Source organism: Pantoea sp. X-Soil-ISGK-259, from assembly GCF_059730705.1.
The window spans coordinates 540,089-561,848 of record NZ_AP035986.1 but is presented as its reverse complement, the minus strand read 5'-3'; the positions used below and the strand labels follow the sequence as shown (position 1 = coordinate 561,848).

At 47.2% G+C, this 21,760-nt stretch carries 14 protein-coding genes; 9 read left to right on the top strand and 5 right to left on the bottom strand.

Annotated features, from left to right (window positions below):
* Nucleotides 1-79: 79 nt before the first annotated feature.
* From uhpT to AC6I77_RS02490, 5 genes are all read left to right on the top strand, one after another.
* A complete protein-coding gene (gene uhpT / locus AC6I77_RS02510) occupies nucleotides 80-1,471 on the top strand; it encodes a hexose-6-phosphate:phosphate antiporter UhpT (RefSeq protein WP_140033768.1) in 1,392 nt (463 codons plus the stop codon).
* 253 nt (nucleotides 1,472-1,724) lie between these two features.
* A complete protein-coding gene (locus AC6I77_RS02505) occupies nucleotides 1,725-3,242 on the top strand; it encodes a BglG family transcription antiterminator (protein WP_497816694.1) in 1,518 nt (505 codons plus the stop codon).
* A gap of 15 nt (nucleotides 3,243-3,257) precedes the next feature.
* Nucleotides 3,258-3,731 carry a PTS sugar transporter subunit IIA gene (locus tag AC6I77_RS02500; protein WP_078804786.1) on the top strand — a complete coding sequence of 158 codons (474 nt, stop codon included), beginning with the start codon at nucleotides 3,258-3,260 and terminating at the stop codon, nucleotides 3,729-3,731.
* A gap of 108 nt (nucleotides 3,732-3,839) precedes the next feature.
* Nucleotides 3,840-5,264, top strand: a complete 1,425-nt coding sequence (locus tag AC6I77_RS02495) for a PTS fructose transporter subunit IIC (RefSeq protein ID WP_497816693.1) — start codon at nucleotides 3,840-3,842, stop codon at nucleotides 5,262-5,264.
* Nucleotides 5,265-5,269: 5 nt separating this feature from the next.
* The gene (locus AC6I77_RS02490; protein WP_078804788.1) at nucleotides 5,270-6,130 is read left to right on the top strand and encodes a ketose-bisphosphate aldolase; all 861 of its coding nucleotides are present in this window, start codon (nucleotides 5,270-5,272) and stop codon (nucleotides 6,128-6,130) included.
* A gap of 122 nt (nucleotides 6,131-6,252) precedes the next feature.
* Here the strand turns inward: AC6I77_RS02490 and AC6I77_RS02485 are convergent, their stop codons facing one another.
* A complete protein-coding gene (locus AC6I77_RS02485; protein ID WP_497816692.1) occupies nucleotides 6,253-6,837 on the bottom strand; it encodes a DJ-1/PfpI family protein in 585 nt (194 codons plus the stop codon).
* Nucleotides 6,838-7,119: 282 nt separating this feature from the next.
* A complete protein-coding gene (locus AC6I77_RS02480) occupies nucleotides 7,120-7,911 on the bottom strand; it encodes a CDP-diacylglycerol diphosphatase (RefSeq protein ID WP_485523456.1) in 792 nt (263 codons plus the stop codon).
* A 514-nt stretch (nucleotides 7,912-8,425) separates the two neighbouring features.
* Between AC6I77_RS02480 and dndB the strand changes: the two genes are divergently transcribed.
* From dndB to dndE, 4 genes are read left to right on the top strand one after another with little or no spacing between them, the layout of a single operon-like run.
* Nucleotides 8,426-9,511 (top strand): DNA sulfur modification protein DndB, encoded by a 1,086-nt coding sequence (gene dndB / locus AC6I77_RS02475; RefSeq protein WP_312041437.1) that lies wholly within the window; start codon nucleotides 8,426-8,428, stop codon nucleotides 9,509-9,511.
* Complete coding sequence (gene dndC / locus AC6I77_RS02470; protein WP_485523411.1) at nucleotides 9,508-11,142, top strand: DNA phosphorothioation system sulfurtransferase DndC; 1,635 nt, start codon at nucleotides 9,508-9,510, stop codon at nucleotides 11,140-11,142. The genes dndB and dndC overlap by 4 nt, the downstream gene beginning before the upstream one ends.
* Entirely contained in the window at nucleotides 11,132-13,132 is a 2,001-nt protein-coding gene (gene dndD / locus AC6I77_RS02465; protein ID WP_485523410.1) for a DNA sulfur modification protein DndD, read from the top strand. Before dndC ends, dndD begins: the two co-directional genes overlap by 11 nt.
* Nucleotides 13,132-13,491, top strand: a complete 360-nt coding sequence (dndE, locus tag AC6I77_RS02460; protein ID WP_485523409.1) for a DNA sulfur modification protein DndE — start codon at nucleotides 13,132-13,134, stop codon at nucleotides 13,489-13,491. The genes dndD and dndE overlap by 1 nt, the downstream gene beginning before the upstream one ends.
* A gap of 283 nt (nucleotides 13,492-13,774) precedes the next feature.
* On the opposite strand, the gene dptH is transcribed toward dndE, so the two are convergent.
* The 3 genes from dptH to dptF are packed head-to-tail and all read right to left on the bottom strand — an operon-like array spanning nucleotide 13,775 to nucleotide 21,757.
* Entirely contained in the window at nucleotides 13,775-18,823 is a 5,049-nt protein-coding gene (gene dptH, locus AC6I77_RS02455) for a DNA phosphorothioation-dependent restriction protein DptH (protein ID WP_485523408.1), read from the bottom strand.
* On the bottom strand, nucleotides 18,804-20,159 hold the full coding sequence (gene dptG, locus AC6I77_RS02450) for a DNA phosphorothioation-dependent restriction protein DptG (RefSeq protein WP_485523407.1): 1,356 nt from the start codon (nucleotides 20,157-20,159) through the stop codon (nucleotides 18,804-18,806). Before dptG ends, dptH begins: the two co-directional genes overlap by 20 nt.
* The gene (dptF, locus tag AC6I77_RS02445) at nucleotides 20,159-21,757 is read right to left on the bottom strand and encodes a DNA phosphorothioation-dependent restriction protein DptF (RefSeq protein WP_485523406.1); all 1,599 of its coding nucleotides are present in this window, start codon (nucleotides 21,755-21,757) and stop codon (nucleotides 20,159-20,161) included. The genes dptG and dptF overlap by 1 nt, the downstream gene beginning before the upstream one ends.
* Nucleotides 21,758-21,760 lie beyond the last annotated feature (3 nt).

Sequence of the window (21,760 nt, the reverse complement as noted above, 5' to 3'; positions counted from 1 at the left end):
GCCAGTCTGGCGGCAAGTTTTTACAATGCCAGCCATTAGCTGCCCATTGCAGCTATTCCAACCAGGAGAATCCCCTTACATGCTGGCATTCCTCAAACAGGTGCGCAGACCAACGCTGGATCTGCCAATCGAACTGCGGCGCAAGATGTGGTTCAAGCCGTTTATGCAGTCCTATCTGGTGGTCTTTATCGGCTACCTGACCATGTATCTAATCCGCAAAAACTTCAATATCGCGCAGAACGATATGATCACCACCTACGGACTGAGCATGACGCAGCTGGGGATGATCGGTCTGGGTTTCTCCATCACCTATGGCGTCGGGAAAACCCTGGTTTCTTATTATGCTGACGGCAAAAACACCAAGCAGTTCCTGCCGTTTATGCTGATTCTTTCGGCCATCTGTATGCTGGGTTTCAGCGCCAGCATGGGCATAGGTTCCGTCAGCCTGTTCCTGATGATCGCCTTTTATGCTTTAAGCGGATTCTTCCAGAGTACCGGCGGCTCCTGTAGCTACTCCACCATCACGAAGTGGACGCCGCGCCGCAAGCGTGGCACCTATCTGGGGATGTGGAATATCTCCCACAACCTCGGCGGTGCCGGTGCGGCAGGCGTGGCGCTGTTTGGTGCCAATGTGCTGTTCAACGGCCATGTGATTGGGATGTTTATCTTCCCGTCTATTATCGCGCTGATTGTTGGTTTTATCGGCCTGCGCTACGGCAGCGATTCCCCGGAGTCTTATGGCCTGGGCAAGGCCGAAGAGCTGTTTGACGAAGAGCTAAGCGATGAGGATAAAGAAGCTGAAGATGAGTCGATGACCAAATGGCAGATCTTTGTCGAGTACGTACTGAAGAACAAGGTGATCTGGCTGCTCTGCTTCGCCAACATCTTCCTCTATGTGGTGCGCATCGGGATCGATCAGTGGTCAACGGTTTACGCCTTCCAGGAGCTGAAGCTCTCTAAAGAGGTGGCGATTCAGGGCTTTACCCTGTTTGAAGTGGGTGCACTGGTGGGTACGCTGATGTGGGGCTGGCTATCCGATCTGGCCAATGGCCGTCGTGCGCTGGTGGCCTGCGTCGCACTGGCGTTGATTATCGCCACGCTCGGGATCTATCAGCATGCCAGCAACCAGTATGTCTATCTGGCCTCGCTGTTCGCACTGGGCTTTCTGGTCTTTGGCCCACAGTTGTTAATCGGCGTTGCCGCGGTCGGCTTTGTGCCGAAAAAAGCGATTGGCGCAGCGGATGGGATCAAAGGCACTTTCGCTTACCTGATTGGTGACAGCTTTGCTAAGTTAGGTCTTGGGATGATCGCTGACGGCACACCGATATTTGGCCTGACCGGCTGGGCTGGCACGTTCGCCGCACTGGATATCGCCGCTATCGCCTGTATCTGCCTGATGTCGTTGGTTGCGGTGATGGAAGAACGCAAGATTCGCCGCGAGAAACGACTACAGCGTTTGAAGATGGTGTAAAGATAAACTCTGGCCCGGCGTAAGCCGGGCTTTTTTTGGCAACTGGTATGTCCCAGACTGGCTGCCGATTAGCCTGCAAAACCCTCCCAATCTCTTCCCTCACATTTTTCACCCCACCCGAATTATTTCAAAAATACCCCTTCAGGTGGTCAGCCTGCTCACTCTGTTGTGGCCATGTTTTAATATTTACATGGCTGAGGGCCTTTGTTTAGATGATAACTGACACCTCGAATAACAAATTAAGCGGAACCTGATGATGATGAAGGCGCTGACTGAGCGGCAACTGACGATTATGCGACAGCTTATTTCTCATAACAGTTACGTGAGCCTGCAATTTATTTCTGAAAAAACAGCCATCACCAGCCGAACCTTACGCCGCGACATCGCTGACATTAATGAAAAACTGGCTGACCTGGGGATCAATATCAGCGGAAAAAGTGGGAGAGGGATCACAATTAAATTCTCTGATGCCCAGGCAGAAATAGCTGCGCGCCGGATTTTTTCAACCGAGGTGGATGATTTCAGCAGCAACTTCAGAATGCTAAAAATAGCATCGGATTTATTAATGCTTTCACCAAAAAGTTCATCCATTAGCGAGCTCGCGGATAAATACTTTATCAGCCGTGCGTCGATAGTGAATGATTTAAAAACACTGGAAGTCTGGTTGCATCAGTTTAATTTAACGTTATTGAAAAATCGCGTCGGCACCAGTATTAAAGGCAGTGACCAGAATATTCGCATGGCGATGAAAGCGCTGGTATTAAAATCGATTTATAACCGTCAGGACATGATGGAAAGCCGCCTGGATGAAAGCACGCTGCAGGAGCTTTCAGAGAAATTTGGTCAGCAGGCTGTCCATTTTACCTTGCAACTCATCAATTTTATTGAACAGCAACTGCACTATACGATTAGCGATCCTTACTACATTAATTTGTTTACCCACATTCTGGTGCTGATTCACCGCAGTCACTCGCCGATGCCCAGGACCGACGCGCGCGCAGTGACCATGAACAGGGTCAGCGATCATCACGCCTGGCAGGTTTCGCTGGCGGTGGTAGAGCGCATCGAGACCGCCTGTAACACGGTGCTGGTGGCTGAGGAGTCTCACTCTATCTATCAATATCTTGTCTCCTCCGGTAAAGCGGGCGGTGAAGTACCACTGCAGGATGAGTCGTTAATTTCGGAACGTGAAACCCGCTTTGCGCAGGAGTTGATTCGCCGGGTGGCGCAGCGCATCAACATTGAAATCACGACCGACCAGAACCTGCAGGCGTCGTTGTCCTCGCATATCAAGCCGATGCTGAACCGTCTGAGATATCACATCCGGATTAAAAATCCGCTGCTGCATGATATCCAGACCGAGCTGGGAACAGTGTTTGCCGCCGTCAAAGCGGTGATCAACCAACTGACGCAGGAGTACAGCCTGGATGAAATCAGTGACGATGAGGTGGCGTACCTGACGGTGCATATCCAGGCGGCCATCGAAAACAGCATCAAAGTTAAGCGGGTACTGCTGGTCTGCTCCAGCGGTCTGGGCACGTCGCAGCTGCTTTACGGGCGGATTATCCGCGCCTTTCCCGACTGGAAGATCATCGACATCGTACCTGGAAAAAATATCGCGGACTCCCTGAAACGCCATGAGTGTGATGTGGTGATCTCTACTATCCGGCTGGAGCCGCTGGAAAAACCGGTGGTTTATGTTTCAGCCCTGTTTTCGGCGAAAGATATCGCAAGAGTCACAGAGTGTCTGGTATCGAATTCAATTAATTAATAATGGAGAAGTAACATGACAACAGCCGTGGCGATTAATGAAGTGCTGAAAGAAGAGTGCATTATTCTCGATGTCGATTGCCAGACGAAAGAGCAGATTATTTCTCAGTTGACTGACCTGCTCTGCCAGACCGGCGCGGTCACTGATAAAGCAGCATTCCTGAAGGATGTTTATCTGCGTGAAGAATTGGGCTCTACCGGATTTGAAAATCATATTGCGATTCCGCACGGTAAATCTGCTGCCGTAGCCAAAACCCGGATTGCCGTGGGCCGTTTACGCCGCGATATTCCATGGGAAACCATTGACGGCACCAGTGTTCGTTTAGTGATTCTTTTCGCGGTAAAAGAGTCTGATAAAGATGTCGGCCATATCAAAATGCTCGCCAGAATATCCATTGCGCTGGGCGATGAAGATGTCGTTGAACAGTTACTGACTGTCGCGCATCGTGAAGAGATGTTTCATTTACTGTTATCCCGCTCGGGAGCCTGAATAAATCAGAGAATGTAATGAGATAAAAAGCTTAAGGAGGTATTCCAGGTTGTAGCCATTCCTTCAGACCGAAAAACATAAATATAAAATTTTCACTGGAGAACGTTTATGAACATTATTGCCATTACCGCCTGTCCTACAGGTGTCGCCCACACCTACCTGGCCGAAAGTAATTTGAAAAAAGCGGCTAAAAAACTGGGCCTGAATGTATTAGTTGAAACTCAGGGCGCGATTGAAAGCGAATATATTTTCAGCGAAGACGATATTCATCGGGCCGACGTGGTGCTAATTGCCGCGGATAAGAAAGTAGAGATGGCGCGCTTCCAGCACAAAAACGTGATTGAGGTGCCCGTTACCCGAGCCGCAAAAGATGCCGAAGGCCTGTTAAACGCCATCGTGAACGGCGAGCTGGCTCCTCGCCTGGTGGATTCAGCATCGCCGACGAATGCGTCTGAACCGGCTAACAGTGCCCGTGAAACGTCAGGTTCCCGCTCCTGGATGTCTGAGATTTATGTGCACCTCATCACCGGTGTGAACCTGATGATTCCGTTTGTCGTGGCGGGCGGCATCCTGATCGCCCTGAGCTTTTCATTCGGGATTACTGCGGCCACACCAGGGGACGCGAATTTCAGCCCGATAGCGAAGATGCTCTCTGATATTGGCGGCGGTTCGGCCTTTGCCCTGATGCTGCCGATTCTGGCACTGGGCATCAGCCAGTCTATCAGCGGCAAAGCAGGCATCGTGGCGGGTGCCGTGGGCGGGATGATGGCGATCCACACCGGCTCCGGCTTCCTCGGCGCGCTGATTGCCGGCTTCCTGGGCGGATATATCACGCTGTTGATCAATAACCATATTCACCTGCCTAAAGCCGTCGCCGGCCTGAAACCGATTTTGATTGTGCCTCTGCTGAGTGTGCTGCTGACCGGTGCACTGATGGCGCTGCTGATTGGTGAGCCGATCAAAATGCTGCTCGGCTGGCTGACCGACTTCCTGAGTTCTCTGGGTAACGCTAACGCCGCCCTCCTCGGCCTGCTGTTCGGCATGATGGTGGCCTTTGATATGGGCGGTCCGCTAAATAAAACCGTCTGTATGTTTGCGATTGGCCTGATGTCGAGCGGGATCTACGGACCGATCGCGGCCTGTATGGCGGCGGGCATGGTGCCGCCGCTGGGTATCGCGCTGGCGACCACCCTCTTCCGCCGTAAGTTTACCGAACAGGAGCGCGAGACCGGCAAAGTCACCTACATACTCGGCCTTTCATTCATTACCGAAGGCGCGATCCCTTACGCGGTTGCCGATCCACTGCGCGTCATCCCGGCCATTGTGGCGGGTTCCGGCCTCGCAGGTGCCCTGTCGATGATGCTGGGCTGTGCTTCCCGCGCCCCGCACGGCGGCATTTTCGTCATCTTCATTCCTAACGTGATCAGCCATGTCATGGCTTATCTGTTTGCGATCGCTGCAGGCAGTCTGCTGACAGCGCTGATCCTGCTGTTTCTGAAAAAAGATATCTCCGTTCCTGAACAACAAGGATAAAACCTATGCTTTACAACATGAAAGACTTGCTCAGCGTTGCACAACAGCATCAGTTTGGTGTCGGTGCATTCAACATCGCCAGTGCGGAGTTTGGACGGGTGGCGGTTGAGACTGCCGAGCGACTGGATTCACCGCTGATTCTGGAGATCCATCCTGAGGAGATGGCCTTCACCGGCCCGGAGTTTATCGGTTATCTGCGGACGCTGGCGATTCAGGCGCGGGTGCCGGTGGTAATCCATCTGGACCATGGCCGCTCGCTGGAAGAGGTGATGAAAGCGATCTACGCCGGTTTTACCTCTGTAATGATTGACGCCTCGTCTCATCCTTTTGAGCAGAACATTGCGCTGACGAAGAAGATTGTCGAGATAGCGCACACGATTAATGTTTCCGTGGAAGCGGAGCTGGGCACCATCGGTGTGGCGGAAGGCAGCGGTGAAGGCGGCAGTAACGAGATTCTCTATACCGATCCGCAGCAGGCGGAGACCTTTGTGCGCGAGACCGGCACCGATACGCTGGCCGTCGCCATCGGCACCTCGCATGGCCTCTATCCCAAAGGGAAGCAGCCGAAGCTGGATATCGAGCGCCTGCAGCAGATCCGTAAGGTGGTGGATATCCCGCTGGTGCTGCATGGCGGGTCAGGCAACAAAGACAGCGAGGTCGCGGAATCCATTCTTTATGGCGTCGGTAAAATCAATATCTCCAGCGATATGAAGAAGGCCTTCTTCGTGGCGCTGGAACAGGAACTGAAACAGGGCGGACACGAGCCTAATTCACTCTTCGTTAAACCGATGCAGGCGGCAGGTGAAGTGGTCGCAGCGAAGATGGCGCTGTTTAGTTCGGTGGGGAAAGCGGCGCTGTATCGGTAAGCCAGTCGCCAATGACTAGTGGAACACGGCTGCGATTCAAAGAGACACTGAGGATTCGGTGTCTCTTTTGCTGCTATCACAACACTCAGCGCTCTGTGCGGCTGACTAAAATTCAGGGGCGTTTAGCGAGACGACCTGTTCAGCCACGGACGGTAATAAATGTGTTCAGCCTGGAAATCGACCGCGCCTTTATTACCGGTGAGACGCTGAGCCAGCGTTAATGCAAAATCGAAGGCGACACCCAGCCCCCGGCCACTGAGCAGATTGCCATCCTCCACCACATCCTCCATTACATACTCGCCATCTTTGACCTCCAGCCCCAGCTCGCCTGAACATGTATAGCGACGACCTTTCAGAAGGTTATTGCCACCCAGCACCCGGGCGGCGGCAGAGCAGATAGGGGCAATCAACATGCCGGCGTCATCATGTCGCTGAATTAAAGCAGTAACAGCAGAGCTGGCGGCCAGATTCTTAGAACCCTCAGGCCCGCCTGGCATGATCAGCGCATCGAATAAATGTGCGTCCGCTAATTCTTCAATCAGCGTATCTGCTTTAATGACGGCACCGTGGTAGCTGACGATCTCGCGCTGAGGCTGACAGGCAACGGTGGTGACTTTGATGCCCAGCCGGCTGAGGATATCGAGAGTAATAAACGCTTCTGCTTCTTCAAATCCTGTGGCCAGGAGTAATGCTGCATTTTTGGACATATTGCCTCCGATGATTTTCAATAAATGAAACACTGTTTCATTTTAATGGGCATTCTACCAGAAGTTTTCCGCTGTCGATGACTTCGTTTATAGAGCGGGGTTTTATAACAAGTGCGAGACGGGATGCCACTGGCAGCGCGACGGGGCGCTGTTCCTTGATTACGGCATAAGCCATAAGCTGGTTTTTCTGCGCGGGTAATCGTTATTGCCAGTTGGGTTCGTGCTATCAGAGGTTTTAATTACAGCAGTGTGGTTGGGTTGGTTGAAGGTGATGAGGTTTGGTTACTGAGCAGCTGAAACGTCAGCCGGCGGCGTTGAAAGAATAGTGCAGCGTTTATCCAGTAGCGACTCAACGGACGCCCGATTGCCCTTATCCCAGCCGCGCCGGGTGGTGAGCAGGATAAACCCTTTCTCTCCCGAGAACGTTGTGGGGATGAGCGCCACACCATACTCCGCAAGCTGCGGCGGCGACAGATGGAAATGGTCTGCCACGGAGGAGACAGGATAGATCCCCATCGCCGTGGGCTGTATAACGCGTCGGGCATAGTAGGTGTGATTCAGCAAACGGTCGGACAAGGGTCGCCAGTCATCACCAATATAGGGGCGCTCGGCCTGAAGCTGGCGATAGACATCCTCCCGCAGGCAGGTCAGATGAATATGCAGTTGATTCTGGCTGCGGCCATAAGCGGAATTCAGTGCCATGCCGAGCCGATCCTCAGGCACTTCAGCACCATAGGCCGCCATCAGACGATAACGCATTAACCAGGCGTCGCCGAAATAATCGGGACGTCCAGGCCGCGTCAGCGCAATACTCTCAATGCCAGACATCGCCATTGTCGGCACCAGAATAAAGTGCAGCTTGTGGCGGGGATTCTGGATGATGCTGTAGCCCTGGGTGGCGTCCTGCGGAAGATAGACTTGCTGGCAGGGAGCCGGATCGCGACGGTAGTGATAGTTATTCATGCAGAGATCATGCGTGACCGTCCACAATGCGTCAGAGCGGGCGCATCCTGTCAGCAGCAGCGCGATGACCAGCGGCAGAGGCCGGCATCGCCATAACCATTTTCCGTTCAGTGGATTCCATCCGCTCAGGCGACTCAATGCAGGTATAACCTCATTTATAAGAGTTCATATTGGAGGAATGTTTAGCCAGTTTAGCATGGAGCCGGTAGTGATTTGCTCAGGTTGGTTACTCTGGCGCTGATTAGTTTCGATGGGTAAAGCTGTGTTGTTTCGGTAAGGAATTAGTGGATGGGGCTGGGAGGGCAGGTAAAGTTACTGATGGTGAGTGTTTTTTTGAGTTTGGGTAGAGCTTGGTTTGAGTTTGCAATTCTCGTGAGGACAAGAGAAAACAGCGTTAAGAATAGGTCTGGATTAGGTGCCTGAATAAGCATGTAAAATGCTCCCAAAACCTGGAGCTTGCAATTTAGATATTTAGGTAACGTGTTGTAATAAAAAATTTTAATCATATACTGAAAACTAGAAAAAGCACCTAAAAAAGTATAATCCCTACGTGAAAAAGGATGACACAAGCCTATAAAACGTTTATTTTTACGTAAGATGAATATTACTTCCAGGTAACTGCTGTATGGCTAATTTTGATACTGACTACTGCTATTCTTTCCCCGCTGTCAGAGGAATCCAGGCAGGCCGACCATTTTATATCGCTACCTGCCCTATGCGCATAATCCCCAAAATTTTTAGTTTTGACGAAAATGAAGTACCGCCTGAGTTGCGAGCACAAAGAACACTGAATAAAGCCCGCATACCTGAAATGGTCCGATATTTGCTTGAAAATCCGGATAATTATGTCTTTTCAGCTCTAACTGCTTCCATTGCAGTTGATGTGCAGTTTGATGAGTATTCGGGTTCTAATAACTTAGGCACTTTGCGCGTGCCCATGGAAGCACAAATTTTAATCAATGATGGGCAGCATCGCAGGAAAGCGATAGAAGACGCACTGGATGCAAGACCAGAGTTGGGGCAAGACAATATTCCTGTTTTATTCTTTGTTGATGAAGGACTTAAACGCAGTCAGCAAATGTTTGCTGACCTGAATAAATATGCCATCAGGCCAAGTCCCTCTCTCGCCACGCTTTACGATCATAGGGATATCAGTTCGAACTTATCACGGTATCTGGCTATGAATATCGAGCCTTTTATCGGACTGACTGAAATGGAAAAATCCAGCATCAGTAAGTTTTCAAACAAATTGTTCACTTTAAGCAGCATCAAGCAAGCGACGCGTTCTTTGCTGGGAAAAGAACCTAAAGCCAATGATGTTGAACAGTGCTCTGATCTTGCAGCCCTCTATTGGCAAGCGATATTCCAGGTCATGCCAGACTGGCAATTGGCTGCAAAGAAAGAAGTCTCTCCTGCTCAACTGCGTCAGGAGTATGTTCATGCACACGGCATAGGACTTCAGGCTCTGGGTTTACTGGGTCATTGCTTGCTCTCAGAGCACCCAGATTCATGGCAGAAAATAATTTGTGCACTTAGAGATTTCGACTGGCGTAAAAGTAGCCCAGAGCTGACCAAACGTGCGATGCAACATGGTAAACTCAGTAAGACTACAGTATCTATTCAGCTTACCTGCAATGCTCTTAAAATCGCCTTATCGCTCCCCCTTTCAAATGAAGAAAAAGAGCTAGAAGCTCAAATGGTTATCTCATGAGTAAACTGATTCAGGCCCACGATCTGGCCGATTATGAAGATTTCATCAACCAGGAATATTTTGCCGGGCGGCCCCTGGCAGAATACGTATCTGAAGTACAGCGTATCTATTGTGCTGATAAGCGTCCATGGGTGATTGGTTACAGCGGGGGTAAAGATTCCAGCGCTGTCATTACTTTGGTATACCTCGCATTACTGGGGCTACCGCCCGCTATGCGGCAGAAGGACGTGTTTCTTGTTTCGTCCGACACATTGGTAGAGACACCAGTCGTAGTGGATTTGATCAAGAAGACCATGCAACGAATTGAAGCCGGTGCTAAACGCGCTGGGCTTCCAATCACTCAACATGCTGTCATGCCAAAGACTCACGAAACCTTCTGGGTCAATCTGCTAGGTAAAGGCTATCCGGCCCCTACCCGAAGTTTCCGCTGGTGTACCGAGCGCATGAAAATAAACCCGGTAAGCGACTTTATCAAAGATAAAGTCAGCCAGTTTGATGAAGTCATCGTTGTACTTGGATCACGTAGTAGCGAAAGCGCATCCCGCGCCCAGGTTATTGCTAAGCACAAAATTGATGGTACCCGTCTGGCGCGGCATACCACACTTGCAAATGCTTTTATCTATACTCCTATCGATACTTGGGACACTGAAGACGTCTGGAAGTTACTCAGGGGTGCATTCCGTTATTCTCCAGATGATGTGGATGAGTGGGAAAACCCATGGGGTGGTAATAACCGTCCCCTGTGGACGCTGTATATGGACTCTTCGGCGCAAGGCGAATGTCCGCTGGTTATCGATGACAGTACGCCATCTTGCGGTAGCTCACGCTTTGGATGCTGGACTTGTACCGTGATTACAAAAGATAAAGCGATGGAAAGCCTGATCCAGAATGGTGAAGTCTGGATGTCTCCATTACTCAAATATCGCGATCTTCTGGCGTTCACCACCGATCCAGTGAATAAAGATACTTACCGCAACTATAAGCGCCGTAGCGGCAAAGTCAGCTATCAATACGCTAAAGACGGCGAAGAAATAAGCGCTGAACGTAAGCATGTTCCAGGTCCTTACTGGATGAAATACCGTCAGCAATGGTTGAAAGATTTACTGGAAATTGAGCGAGATATGAATGCTCAGGGTCACACCATCACGCTCATCACTGAACCTGAACTACATGCTATTCGCCAGGAATGGTTAAAAGATCCCAATGAACCCGATTGGTATGATGCCCTGCCAGGTATCTATCGGGAGGTCTATCAAAAAGATTTGGATTGGGTTATAGACGACCAGTCAAGATTTGATGCCAGTGATGCTGACTTGCTAATGCAGATATCTCAAGGGTTTGATGTTGAACCTGAGATGGTCATGAAGCTAATCGAACTGGAAGTATCGATGGAAGGCCTGAGCCGACGTCAGGGAATCTTTGACAAGTTAGGCACCATCCTGAGGCAGGATTGGGGCAGTCTTGAAGAAATTAAGCTGCAACAAGAATCATTACAGAAACGAAACGATCGGGATATACATCAGGGCGAAGTCGCTCAGTTAGAAGCCGAACTCCAGATATTGCAACGAAGAATTGCCGACGTAAGTGACACATCTTTGCTTACCAGTGAGGAAAAAGAACATGTTAATTAAACAGCTGGTTTTGCAAAACTTTAGAGTATTTAGAGGTGAACACGTTATTGAATTGGCGCCAAGAAAACGCCAAAACAATTCTAATCCGCGCCCGATAGTTTTATTTGGTGGGCTAAATGGTGCTGGGAAAACATCAATTCTATCGGCTATCAGGATTGCCTTATACGGCAGACTTGCGTTTGGCTCCTCTACCCAACAGCAACAATATATTGAAGAGCTTAGTGCATTAATTCATAACGGTTCCACTGCTGGCGAAGATCCGAGTGAAGCATCTATAGAGCTCAGCTTTACTTATAACAAAGGCGGTAGTGAGGCTGAATTCACTGTTACACGTACGTGGAAAAAAGGTAAAAAAGATCAGCTATCGCTTCAGCAAGATGGCCAACCTCTGAATGAGCTGGATTATGATCAATGCCAGGGATTTCTGAATGAATTAATTCCACATGGAATTGCAGATTTGTTCTTCTTCGACGGCGAAAAAATTGCAGAACTTGCTGAAGACGATTCAGGAAATATTTTACGCACAGCGGTTAGACGCTTATTAGGTTTAGATCTCATTTCGAAACTTAGAAATGATTTGATGATATTTGTCAAGCGTCAACAATCAAGCCAGCTAGAGGTTTCCAAACAGCAAAAGCTTTCTGATCTTGAAGAACAGGCGAAAAATTTTTCTTTCCTAGCTGAGCAGACTTTAGAAAAAGCTGATTTTATAAAGATGCGCATCGATTTATTGACGAAAGAAATCATGCGATATGAATCCATTCTCAATGCAGAGGGTGGTGCTTTTGCCCAAACTAAAACACAAGAAAAACAAAAAGTTGATACACTTTTAAAAGAAAAGGAGCGCCTTGAAAAAGCCTTGCGTCATGAGTGCGATGGCTCATTGCCATATGCTTTAGCACCCAAAACGTTAAGTCGTTTGCTGGAACAAATAAATAAAGAGATGCAAATCAAGCAAGCGAGCAGTTTTGAAAAAGAATTGAATCAATTTCTCATACAGTTAAAAACTGATATCTCATTCCGTTCAGGTACTACAGGTCTTATTGCTGCCGAAGCGATTGAAGATAATCTAAAAGATTTCCTGGCTAGTAAACCTAAAGGAGAGCTATTGTTTGACATCTCCGAACGGGAAGCTGGGATGATTGAACAGTCCATCGAGCAGGACAGTAAAAAATCCTGGGAACGCTTTGATCTCTATCGTATCCAATTAGCAGAGGTTGAAGAGCAACTGGAGCAAGCGGCAGCAAACATCGCGCGAGCGCCGGAAGATGATCAGCTAATGGATATTTTTGAAAAACTACGAGAGCTTGACCGGCAACGCGAAACTAAACGGCAGGAGTATTGCTCGCTTCTGGAAGAAGCAAAGCAAACTAAACAACAGCAGCTTGAATGCGCTCGCCAGATACAAAAGACACATGATCTGGCTCGTAATCAGCACAATTCCGATAGTGCATTTAATAATGCGCAGGAAACGATCAACCTGCTTGATCGATATAGTGAACTTCTAACAAAAGCCAGGGTGAAAACGCTGTCAGTTAATTTTGGCGATGCTTATCGCAAATTAGCCCGTAAAGAGGATTTACAGCTCAATGCACATATCAATCCCGAAACCTTTGATGTGGAATTGATCGATGAAAAAGGCACAGTAATAAATCGCAAGCTTCTTTCTGCCGGTGAAAAACAGATCTATGCAATTGCAATACTCGAAGCTCTGGCGAAGACTTCTGGTCGTGATTTGCCAGTGATTATTGATACGCCATTGGGTCGTTTAGATTCACAGCATAGAGATAAATTGATTAATCATTACTTCCCGTTTGCTAGTCATCAGGTAGTGTTGCTTTCTACAGATACAGAAGTAGATGAGCGATATTTTGTTGATCAATTGCGGGATGACATATCTCATGCTTATGAGATTGTGTTTAATGCACATACCAAATCGTCTGCACTAAAACCTGGCTATTTCTGGGAATTAACTAAGGAGGCGATCTGATGCTCCCGAATCGAATGGTGCTTAGTCGTCAGACTGAAGAGCAGCTTAAAAAATTGAAAGGATATACAGGGATTACGCCCAATGTCGCTGCTCGACTGGCATTTTTCCTTTCGGTAGAGAGCGAGTTCCGTTATTCGCCTGAGCGGGATACCAAGAAGCTGGATGGCTCGCTGGTACTGGATAAAATTACGTGGCTGGGGGAGACATTACAGACTACAGAATTGGTATTGAAGATGCTTTATCCACAGATGACGCAGAAGGATATGATTAAAGCCTGGGCAGCACATGTTGAGGATGGGATTGCGGGGTTAAGAAACTATCGCTCGGTAAAAGATTTTGTATATGGAGTATACAAATAATAGAAAATAATAAGTCGATATTCACCCCATCTTTGCTAACAAAGCATGAAAATGGCACACTAACAGCGGTAATCTGTATTAGTCGCGACTTGATCTGACATATGGTAATCCCCCCGAAAAATCGATGCAGGCATAAGTAGAATTTTCTCCTAACCTGAATGCAGGGGGGATTACCAGTGCATATAACAACATCAAAGGATTATGAGGGGCCCTTTAGTCCCCTCGCCGCCAGCACGAAATTAACTAATTTTTCAGAAAGCTAAGATCCATAGACCTACCAGGCTCAACCCTTAGAATTGTTCAGGCGGGATAACATGGAGGAAACCTTCACTTTCTTAACACTCATCTTCAACTGACCGTTATCCAAATGGTAGCCAACTGATAAACACTGTCCTTTGGATAGGTCTCCTAGTTGCTTTTCCCACTCAGCCTGCTTTGTACCTGGCATGCTCAGTTCAAGAATTTTCGCGTACGTCTTTGTCTCTGTTTTTGCTGGTGCAAAAATCAGCTTGTGACACGCCTGGAATAAACGATCTTGCTCATCTTTACGCAGCATACTTAGCGTTTGAGTCGCCAGAATCAGGGATACCCCAAACTTGCGTCCTTCCGTTAACATTTTGCCCAATGGGCTCTCCAGGCGATGATCGAGGTTCTGCACTTCATCCAATACAATAGGAATCGGTTTTTCCTTACTACCGTAACTACATGCGTAGGAGTATAGATCCCAAAGTAAAAACTCAGTACAAAGCATTGAAATATCGTGGTTAAGCGACGCAAGTTGCATAATTGTTGAGCGGTGATGTTCACTCTCAAACACATCATTCCAACTTTTATCACTGTCAGATGAAAACAAGTTAGACTTAACAAGAGGAGCCAGCTTGCTTGCAAGTGCTGGTCCTGCAGTTTCTTCCTCGTTTAGGTCATCTAACATATTCTGTAAGCTATAAGCACTACCATATCGTTGGACACCAGATTCAATCACTTCATTGAGCACTGCGATCTGGCGCTCGCCAATTGTCGAATATACCTTGTTAAAAACAGAGGCTACCCTTCCAGCAACCATATGAGGCTTCTCTTCGAGAAAAATCCCGCCAAAATCTTGCTTTTGAGCTCTAAATGGCGACATACCAAATGGCTCATTACAAAGAATATTGGATTTAGGATTTGTTCGTTCAATAAACTCCGGCTCAAGGTGATTCGGCAAGAATCCGTTTGTATAATCAATAACCAGCGACCGAATTTGAGCATCGGCCAAGCTCATCAACAAACCTTGTATACAGTAGGTCTTACCCTGCCCTGAGCTACCAAAAATGATCAGGTGACGGTTTGCTAAATCCTTGTGCCCGTATTCCCAGAAAACTTTTTCGCCGGTAAGCGTATTCTGACCAATTTCAACTCGGCATTCACTCGCATAATCTGGGGTTGGCTCTGCAGCTAACTTTGACGGCTCCTCTGTTTGGAGGTTCGGTTTTAAATCCTCTGGCTTATCGACCACAACGTCTAATGGAACGAGCGACTCTCTTTTTTTCAAAGCTGTCTGCCCCACCAACATATACTCCGCCGGCACATGGCAGATCTGTGCGATGTCCTTTTCGTTCATTAATACTTGAAGCGGGTGTTGCACCAGTGAAGGCAGCAAAGACATAGGAAGGTCAACCTTCAACACGCCATCCTGCATGTTATAGCCAGGTTCGAAACAGCTTCCGCTTTCAAGGTGGCTAACCACTAGACCTGCTGGATAGTTATCAAGCTCCGCAATCGCGTAGTTACCGCGTAGCCACTCTTCTTTCTCTGCCAGCAGGGCTTCGAAATAGTCATTGCTGAATACGTTGTACAGACGGTATTTGTCGATTTGCATCAACACTTGGCGGATAAACAAGCCTCGGTATAGCTTCGACGCCAGTGTCTCGTCGCTCAAAAGCTCTGTGAGATAGCGGCGAAGCTCATTCGCTTGCTGTACTGCTTTTTTGTAGTCTGGCGTGGAGCCTGCTTTCACTTCGACAGGAAGCAAATAAAGGTTACCCTCTTTAAAGCCCACCAGCAGTATATCATCTGAAATCGCGCCTTTTTTATATCTCTGCACATTGCGTGAGAAGTCACTGTCGGTCATTTTCAGGCCGATGTTACCCGACACGCGGATCATTTCACCAACTGAGAGCGGAACCCAGGTGATATCAGATTGGTGCACCAGACACGTCGCAAATTTATAGGCGCCGATAATGCCAGTTCGCTCTTTGCGAATGGTGTCGTTGCAAGTCAACATCTTCAGTAGCCAATCACCATTGAAGGCATTGAACTCGTTAATCTGCTTGCCGCCACTTTGTGCAACCACCCTTTCGAACAAACCACGTTGTGCCGTCACGGTTATCGCATCGTAGCTGGCTGAGCTGGTGTACTGATCAGAATAATGAATAAGCACGATACATTGATTGGCGTGGAAGAAGTCTAGCGTCACTTTCGGGTCGATGATGGTGGTCCAAATCGAGCTGTCATAAGAGCGCGCTAGCAGAGATTTAAAGTCTTCACTGACCGCAAGAGCAGGAGCATTGGCCCCCGTGTATTGTGTGCTGGACTTAAATGCTGGTTCTATTAACGAGCCAACATACTTCGCTATTTCCAAGTGTGGTTGGTTACTATATTGAACGTTTTGCAAACCAAATGCAGTGAAGTATGAGCCTTCATCACTTTTAGAAGCGTCGCCCGTCAGCAGACCATCACACGCAATACCACTAGGCATGTCGTCAACGCTCAAGGTCGTTAACTTCACGTTGTCGTTGTTTCTGAAAAAAGACAGGTGCGAGTAGGCTTGCCCTTCGCGTTCACTTTGAGCATTGGTAAACTTGCTGTAAGTTAGCCGGGTTCGCAGAATATCGATAATGGTGTCGGCATTTTCTCGCACTTTCTCTCGGTCCAATTCCAACCAAGACTTTAATTTTTCGTAATTGAACGTTTCTGCAAACTGGTCAAATGCATTGAAAACCAGCTCATCATCGTAGAGGTTGACATGAATTGATGCCGCTTTATCGAGGTTATCTTTTACATAGTCAACCAAACCGAGGAATAACTCTTCTGCACGATCTTGATTCACGGCATTCACCAACACACTCTTCTCTGAGCCGGTAAACAAGTGGCGAAACGCTTTTTGGAACTCGTTGATCTTTTCTTTAACCAGCTTGCGAACGAACTTCAGACAACTTTTCTGGTGAGGGACACTTTTAACCCAAAACCCGTTTTCTGTTACTTGCTGGTTGTAGGCAAATCCATGCTTGGGATGATAGACATACGGAAGCAGTCCACTTGGCCCCAAGCGATTGAACGTGACAGTTGGCAAGTCAGCAAAGCTGTCATCTTTTTGCATTTCATTACAAAGATTTAAGTAGTAAGCCAACACCATTGGGTGGAATGGCGAGTAATATTCTTCACCATTCTCGCGAACCAAACCGATTTGCATCACAAGCTTTTGCTCTTTGGTAAGCATGCCACCAGTTGGGATCGCGTTGAAATAATCAAGGAATGCATCCACGGTCGCTTTCACGAGTGCCGTAAATATAGGCCCCCACGAAACCAACGAAATAGTTGTTCGTCGGCTCGCTAGATAGTCAAACAGTGCTTGATATGCTGAGTGAAGACCGTCATCAATAGACCTTAACTGTTCCAACGCCATGCTGCTGGATTCCGCTAGGTAGACTTGCTTTTGCTGAACGAAACACTCTTCCCAACGAAGTAGGCTAATGCGCGGCTCCATGACGCGAAATTCACTATGATCGATCGCGACAACGTCTTTACTCGGATAAAGCTCGCCAAACACGTGATCGTCAAACAATTTGTGGAAGCGAGATTGGTTAAGCAGCAATGGGAAGGACAGGCTGCTTTCTACCTGTTCACCCTCAATATAAAATGTCAGGGAATTATCACCTGATTTCACCACAAAGCTGATTTCTTCTGACTCGTTGGCCAAAGATTCAAAATCGACAACACCAAATTCTGCGCGGTCAATCACTTCACCGACATCATCTAGGCTTCGGTTTGCAGTTAGCGCCGGGTTAATAACCAAGCTGTTGTCTACCGTTTTCAAGGTAAGGCGTTTTTTTGAAGGCTCAACGGCGAAAATGTTTTTGAATGCCTCGAGGTGAAACTCGCCTTTTCTGACAACCAAGCAACGGAAGTTATGGTGTTCAGAGGTATTGTCACGCTTCAATGCTAGCGTGAAAAACAAAGGCTCATTGGCATAACTAGCTGCTAGAGTAGCGTTTGCCCCTTTACTAGTTTGGCGCGTGCTGATGACTTCTTGTTTGCCAAGTGCATTCGCTGGCAAGACTTTAAACTGCTCTTTTCTTAAATCGCTGATGCCAGAAAAGCTCAGTTTAAGTTCAAACTCACTTTGCCCTTCTTCCAGTGCAATAATCAAGTGACGGTCACGCAATCCTGCTTTAGTTTCTTTTGGGTAGCGACCAATCACTTGCGCATTATTGGTCTCGTCTTCACCTTCATGCTTAAGGTTCTGAATCTTATTCCTTTTGATCTCTTCTCGATAAGTTTCAAACTCCACATCTTTCCAACCATCGTCAGAAAAATGTTCTTTGATAAACCTACTACTAAAGCCTTTCAGCCTTTCTTCGAGTTGCTGACCAAAATGCTCTACTTCAAACGACAACTCTTGGTAAAGCGTACGGTTTTCTTCTAGGCGCTGTTTGATCTGTTTTTTATTGCCCGATAACTCAGCAACAAAAGGATCCTCAAACATGCCTAGCTCGCTGAAACACAGCTCGCCATCCTCAACTGCCTTGTATAAAGACTCGAAACCGAACATGGTCGCACCATCTTCCAAAATCGCGTCAAATTGGTCGTCCAAAAGGCAAAGCGAAACGTCTCGAGATTTGTCAGATTGCTCAATAAAGCCACTAAGAGCGAATTTGATTTTCCCTGGACTCCACACCTGGCCAGACTGGCCAAGATCTTCCGCCGAGTTGATGAGAGTATCTAGGCGACTATTGTGAATCACCACCAGTGCACAGCCCTTCAACGGACCTTCCTGGCTTGCTATTTCGTCACGCAAATTAGAGATGTAGTTTTCGGTAAAGCCCGTTTCACACGCATCTTCGCTATGAAGCACTGGCACCACTTTGCAGTCTTCTAAGTCTAAATAGCTCAGCGCTACACCATTGCGAGCTTCGCTCTCTCCTCCTTTTCGCGCTAAGAGCGCATCGAAAAGTCGCTGACTATTAGCATGGTCAGGAGAGTTAAACTGGTAGCGATAGCCTGCGCGAATGTTTCCTTTCGCGTGCAGTAAAAACTGCTCAACCAGAAACGATTCAAATTGTTTTGCGCACATACACTGCATCTCCACTATCACTCATGCGTTCAACGTTGCCAATTCGCTCATAGAACTTAATAAGCTCTTGTTCTGTCTGCTTATCAACAAAAATCCCCCGTTGCTGTAAGCCAATTATCAGCTCATGGAAGCGAAGCTTTTCTTCCTTACCCACCACCAGGTTAGTAAGCAAAATAATGTGGTCTTGAGTGAGTACTAACACCCGACCAGAGCGACCACGAGCTTGCACGAAGCCAGTAGCCATGTTTTCTTCAACCGCTTTAATATATTTTTTGATAGTCCCCGGACGGTCGGTTTTAGGGTCTCTGAACTGTTCTTCAGCAAGCTTCAAAGCATATTCCAACCAATCAATTGCGGTTTCTGCTTTTTCAGGTATTGCTGTTTCAAGTTTTCTGTTATGGCGAAACATTTTTGCGTAATTTTCAATATACCCAGCCAGATCACTCCGCTCTGAACTCTTAATATCCTTTGCCAATTGCCACAAAGGTTTTTTTAATTTTTCTGGGTTTGGTTGAAGATTTTCCAGCATAGAGAGGAAGGGAAACAGCTTGAAAGACGATTCGCTAAAAAGCTTGTAACCGTGCTTTTTGATATGGATACGTTCACTGCTGGCGCGCTCATGATCCATGATGAAATACAGCGGTTTCGCGGTTGGGGCTTCACCTGTTTTCCAATCCGACAACGATAGGCTTAATTGAGCCGTGTAAGCAAAGCCATAGAATGCCAAGAAACGCTCGAACTCATCCAACAGGTATTTCGGATAACCAGTTAAAAACTCGAGGTCACGTTTAAACGCCTCTGCTATATAGGGCAAATATGGTGACTCGGTCACTTGGAAGTCCTTGTCACTATCTGACTTTGTTTTGTCTAAAAGCGTTTTAAGAAACTCCTCTTCGAGGAAGTTTAAGTTAGATTCAAATCGTTCAATTTGCTGTCCTTGAAGTAAGTTAATAAACAAGGATGCCATTCGCATGTCGCGCGTGTACTTGTTATCTTGACTCTTCTGGCTCTTAAACAACAGAAACTCAGGGGTTACTGAGAATATATTTTCATTAGTGAAATACATATCTTCAATTACACTCCAAAATTCCTCTTCACCCAATTTTTTTTGTAAGTTGTTTTTGCAATCCGCAGTAAAATCTTGGTAATTGTACTTTTCTATTTTTTTACAAAGTAATCCACGCAGGACTAAGCCCACGACTGATGACCAGTCAAAATCATTGCCTTGCGTACGAATGGGAATGTAACTGCTCAACGTATTCTTATTTTGGAACTTATCAGCTACCGTTTGTGGCAAACCGGCCTTTATCAGTAATGTGAAATTATCGGTCGTCATTAGTGCATACCACTCACTTCAAAATAGTCACTTTCTTCTTTCACGATTTTGTAGCGCTTATCACCCTTGAGAATAAAAAAGGTCTCTTTTAGCTTAGCTACTGTCAGCATCTGTTCCAATGCTTCATCAAGTAACAAAACAGCATTTTTGTCGTGCTTGTTAGGGCGATATCCCTGCCCAATCTTGACCAAAAGCTCAAGTAGTTTGACGCTAATTGGCATTGGCTTAAGCGATTGTTCATCGACTTTCAGATACACATTGAAGGTGCCTATTTTTTCGAGTGTACTGTTTTGTATTGCTGAAAAATCGGCCTTAACTTCAAGAGACACCGCCGTTTTGTAGCCATTAAGCTCAGAAACTAAATACTCGTCTTTGTCGAGTGTTGGGGCATGACGATTACAATAGCGGTGAAGCGCTGCGATCAGCGTTTCTTTGTAGAAACTGCCAAGCAGTTTGCGCATCTTTCCTGAACCATCGAAATCACGATGTCGCATCCAGACAGATGCATAGGTTTCTACCAGATTGTTTGTGAACTCGTTTTGGATAGGCGTTACAAACTCATTGCTGAGCTCTTTGTCACCCCGAAGCAAATAGAAAAGGCGAAGAAAAGACGTTGCTTTGGTTACCTCGTAAAAACCAAGCTCGTTAATTTTAGATCTAAACGCATTGAAACACTCATCTTCAATGCCCAGCTCATGCTGAAGCACAAACTCATCGACGGTGCGCGTGTGCAGATTACTTGGGTCAAAACCCTGTATACGGGATAACAGCTCGTTATCACTGCCTGCAAACAAGTTGTCGAACAAGTAGCCATCCGCCGCGAGCAACTGGAAAATGAAATCCAGTAACGCTCGGGCCGTGAGGAACTGATCTTTGATAAGACGGGCTTTGAGTAATAAGCCGATCAGAGATTCCTGAACTGAAGGGCGACTCAGCAGCGCATAGTTTGCCGTCAGGCGAGTATGACCTAGAGATTTGAGCTCTTTGTCATAAAGCGCATAGAAAGGATTCTCAAGCGTTTGTGCTGTCAATCTTTTTAGAAATTTTTCTGCAAAGTCTGATGCACAGCCCTCAGCATTGAAGGTGAATTTTGGATAGTCTTCAAAATCCAAGAATACGTACTGCTTTGGAATTGCTGATCGCTTACGAGAGAGAAAGTCTCTGAGCACCTTTTTGATGTCGCTATGCTCTTCGGAACCTTCTTCTGCATAATTGCCGAGCATACCAACGTTAATACCCACAACAAGTGGTTTATGACTTTGCTTGAACTGGGTGAATCTTTGATCAAGAGCTTGAATTGCTGTCTGGCTTGGATTGAAGCTGTGAGTCGCATCCAAATGGAAGTCATGAGTCACTTTGTGCTTTTGGCTGTACTGCGTCAAGATCTCAGACTTGCCATCACCACTACTTCCGCATAGGAAGATGACTTGATTGGACTTAGCAGATAGGAGTGCTTTATTAAAATCCGCTTCTATATCTGTCGTGATGTATATGTATCTCTTGAATCCAACGAGGTGATCTTGATAGTGCTCTCTCTCGGTACTGACCGCATACGGTGAAGACTTTGAGAGAATGCTGAGAGCTTGTGCAAATTTCAACGG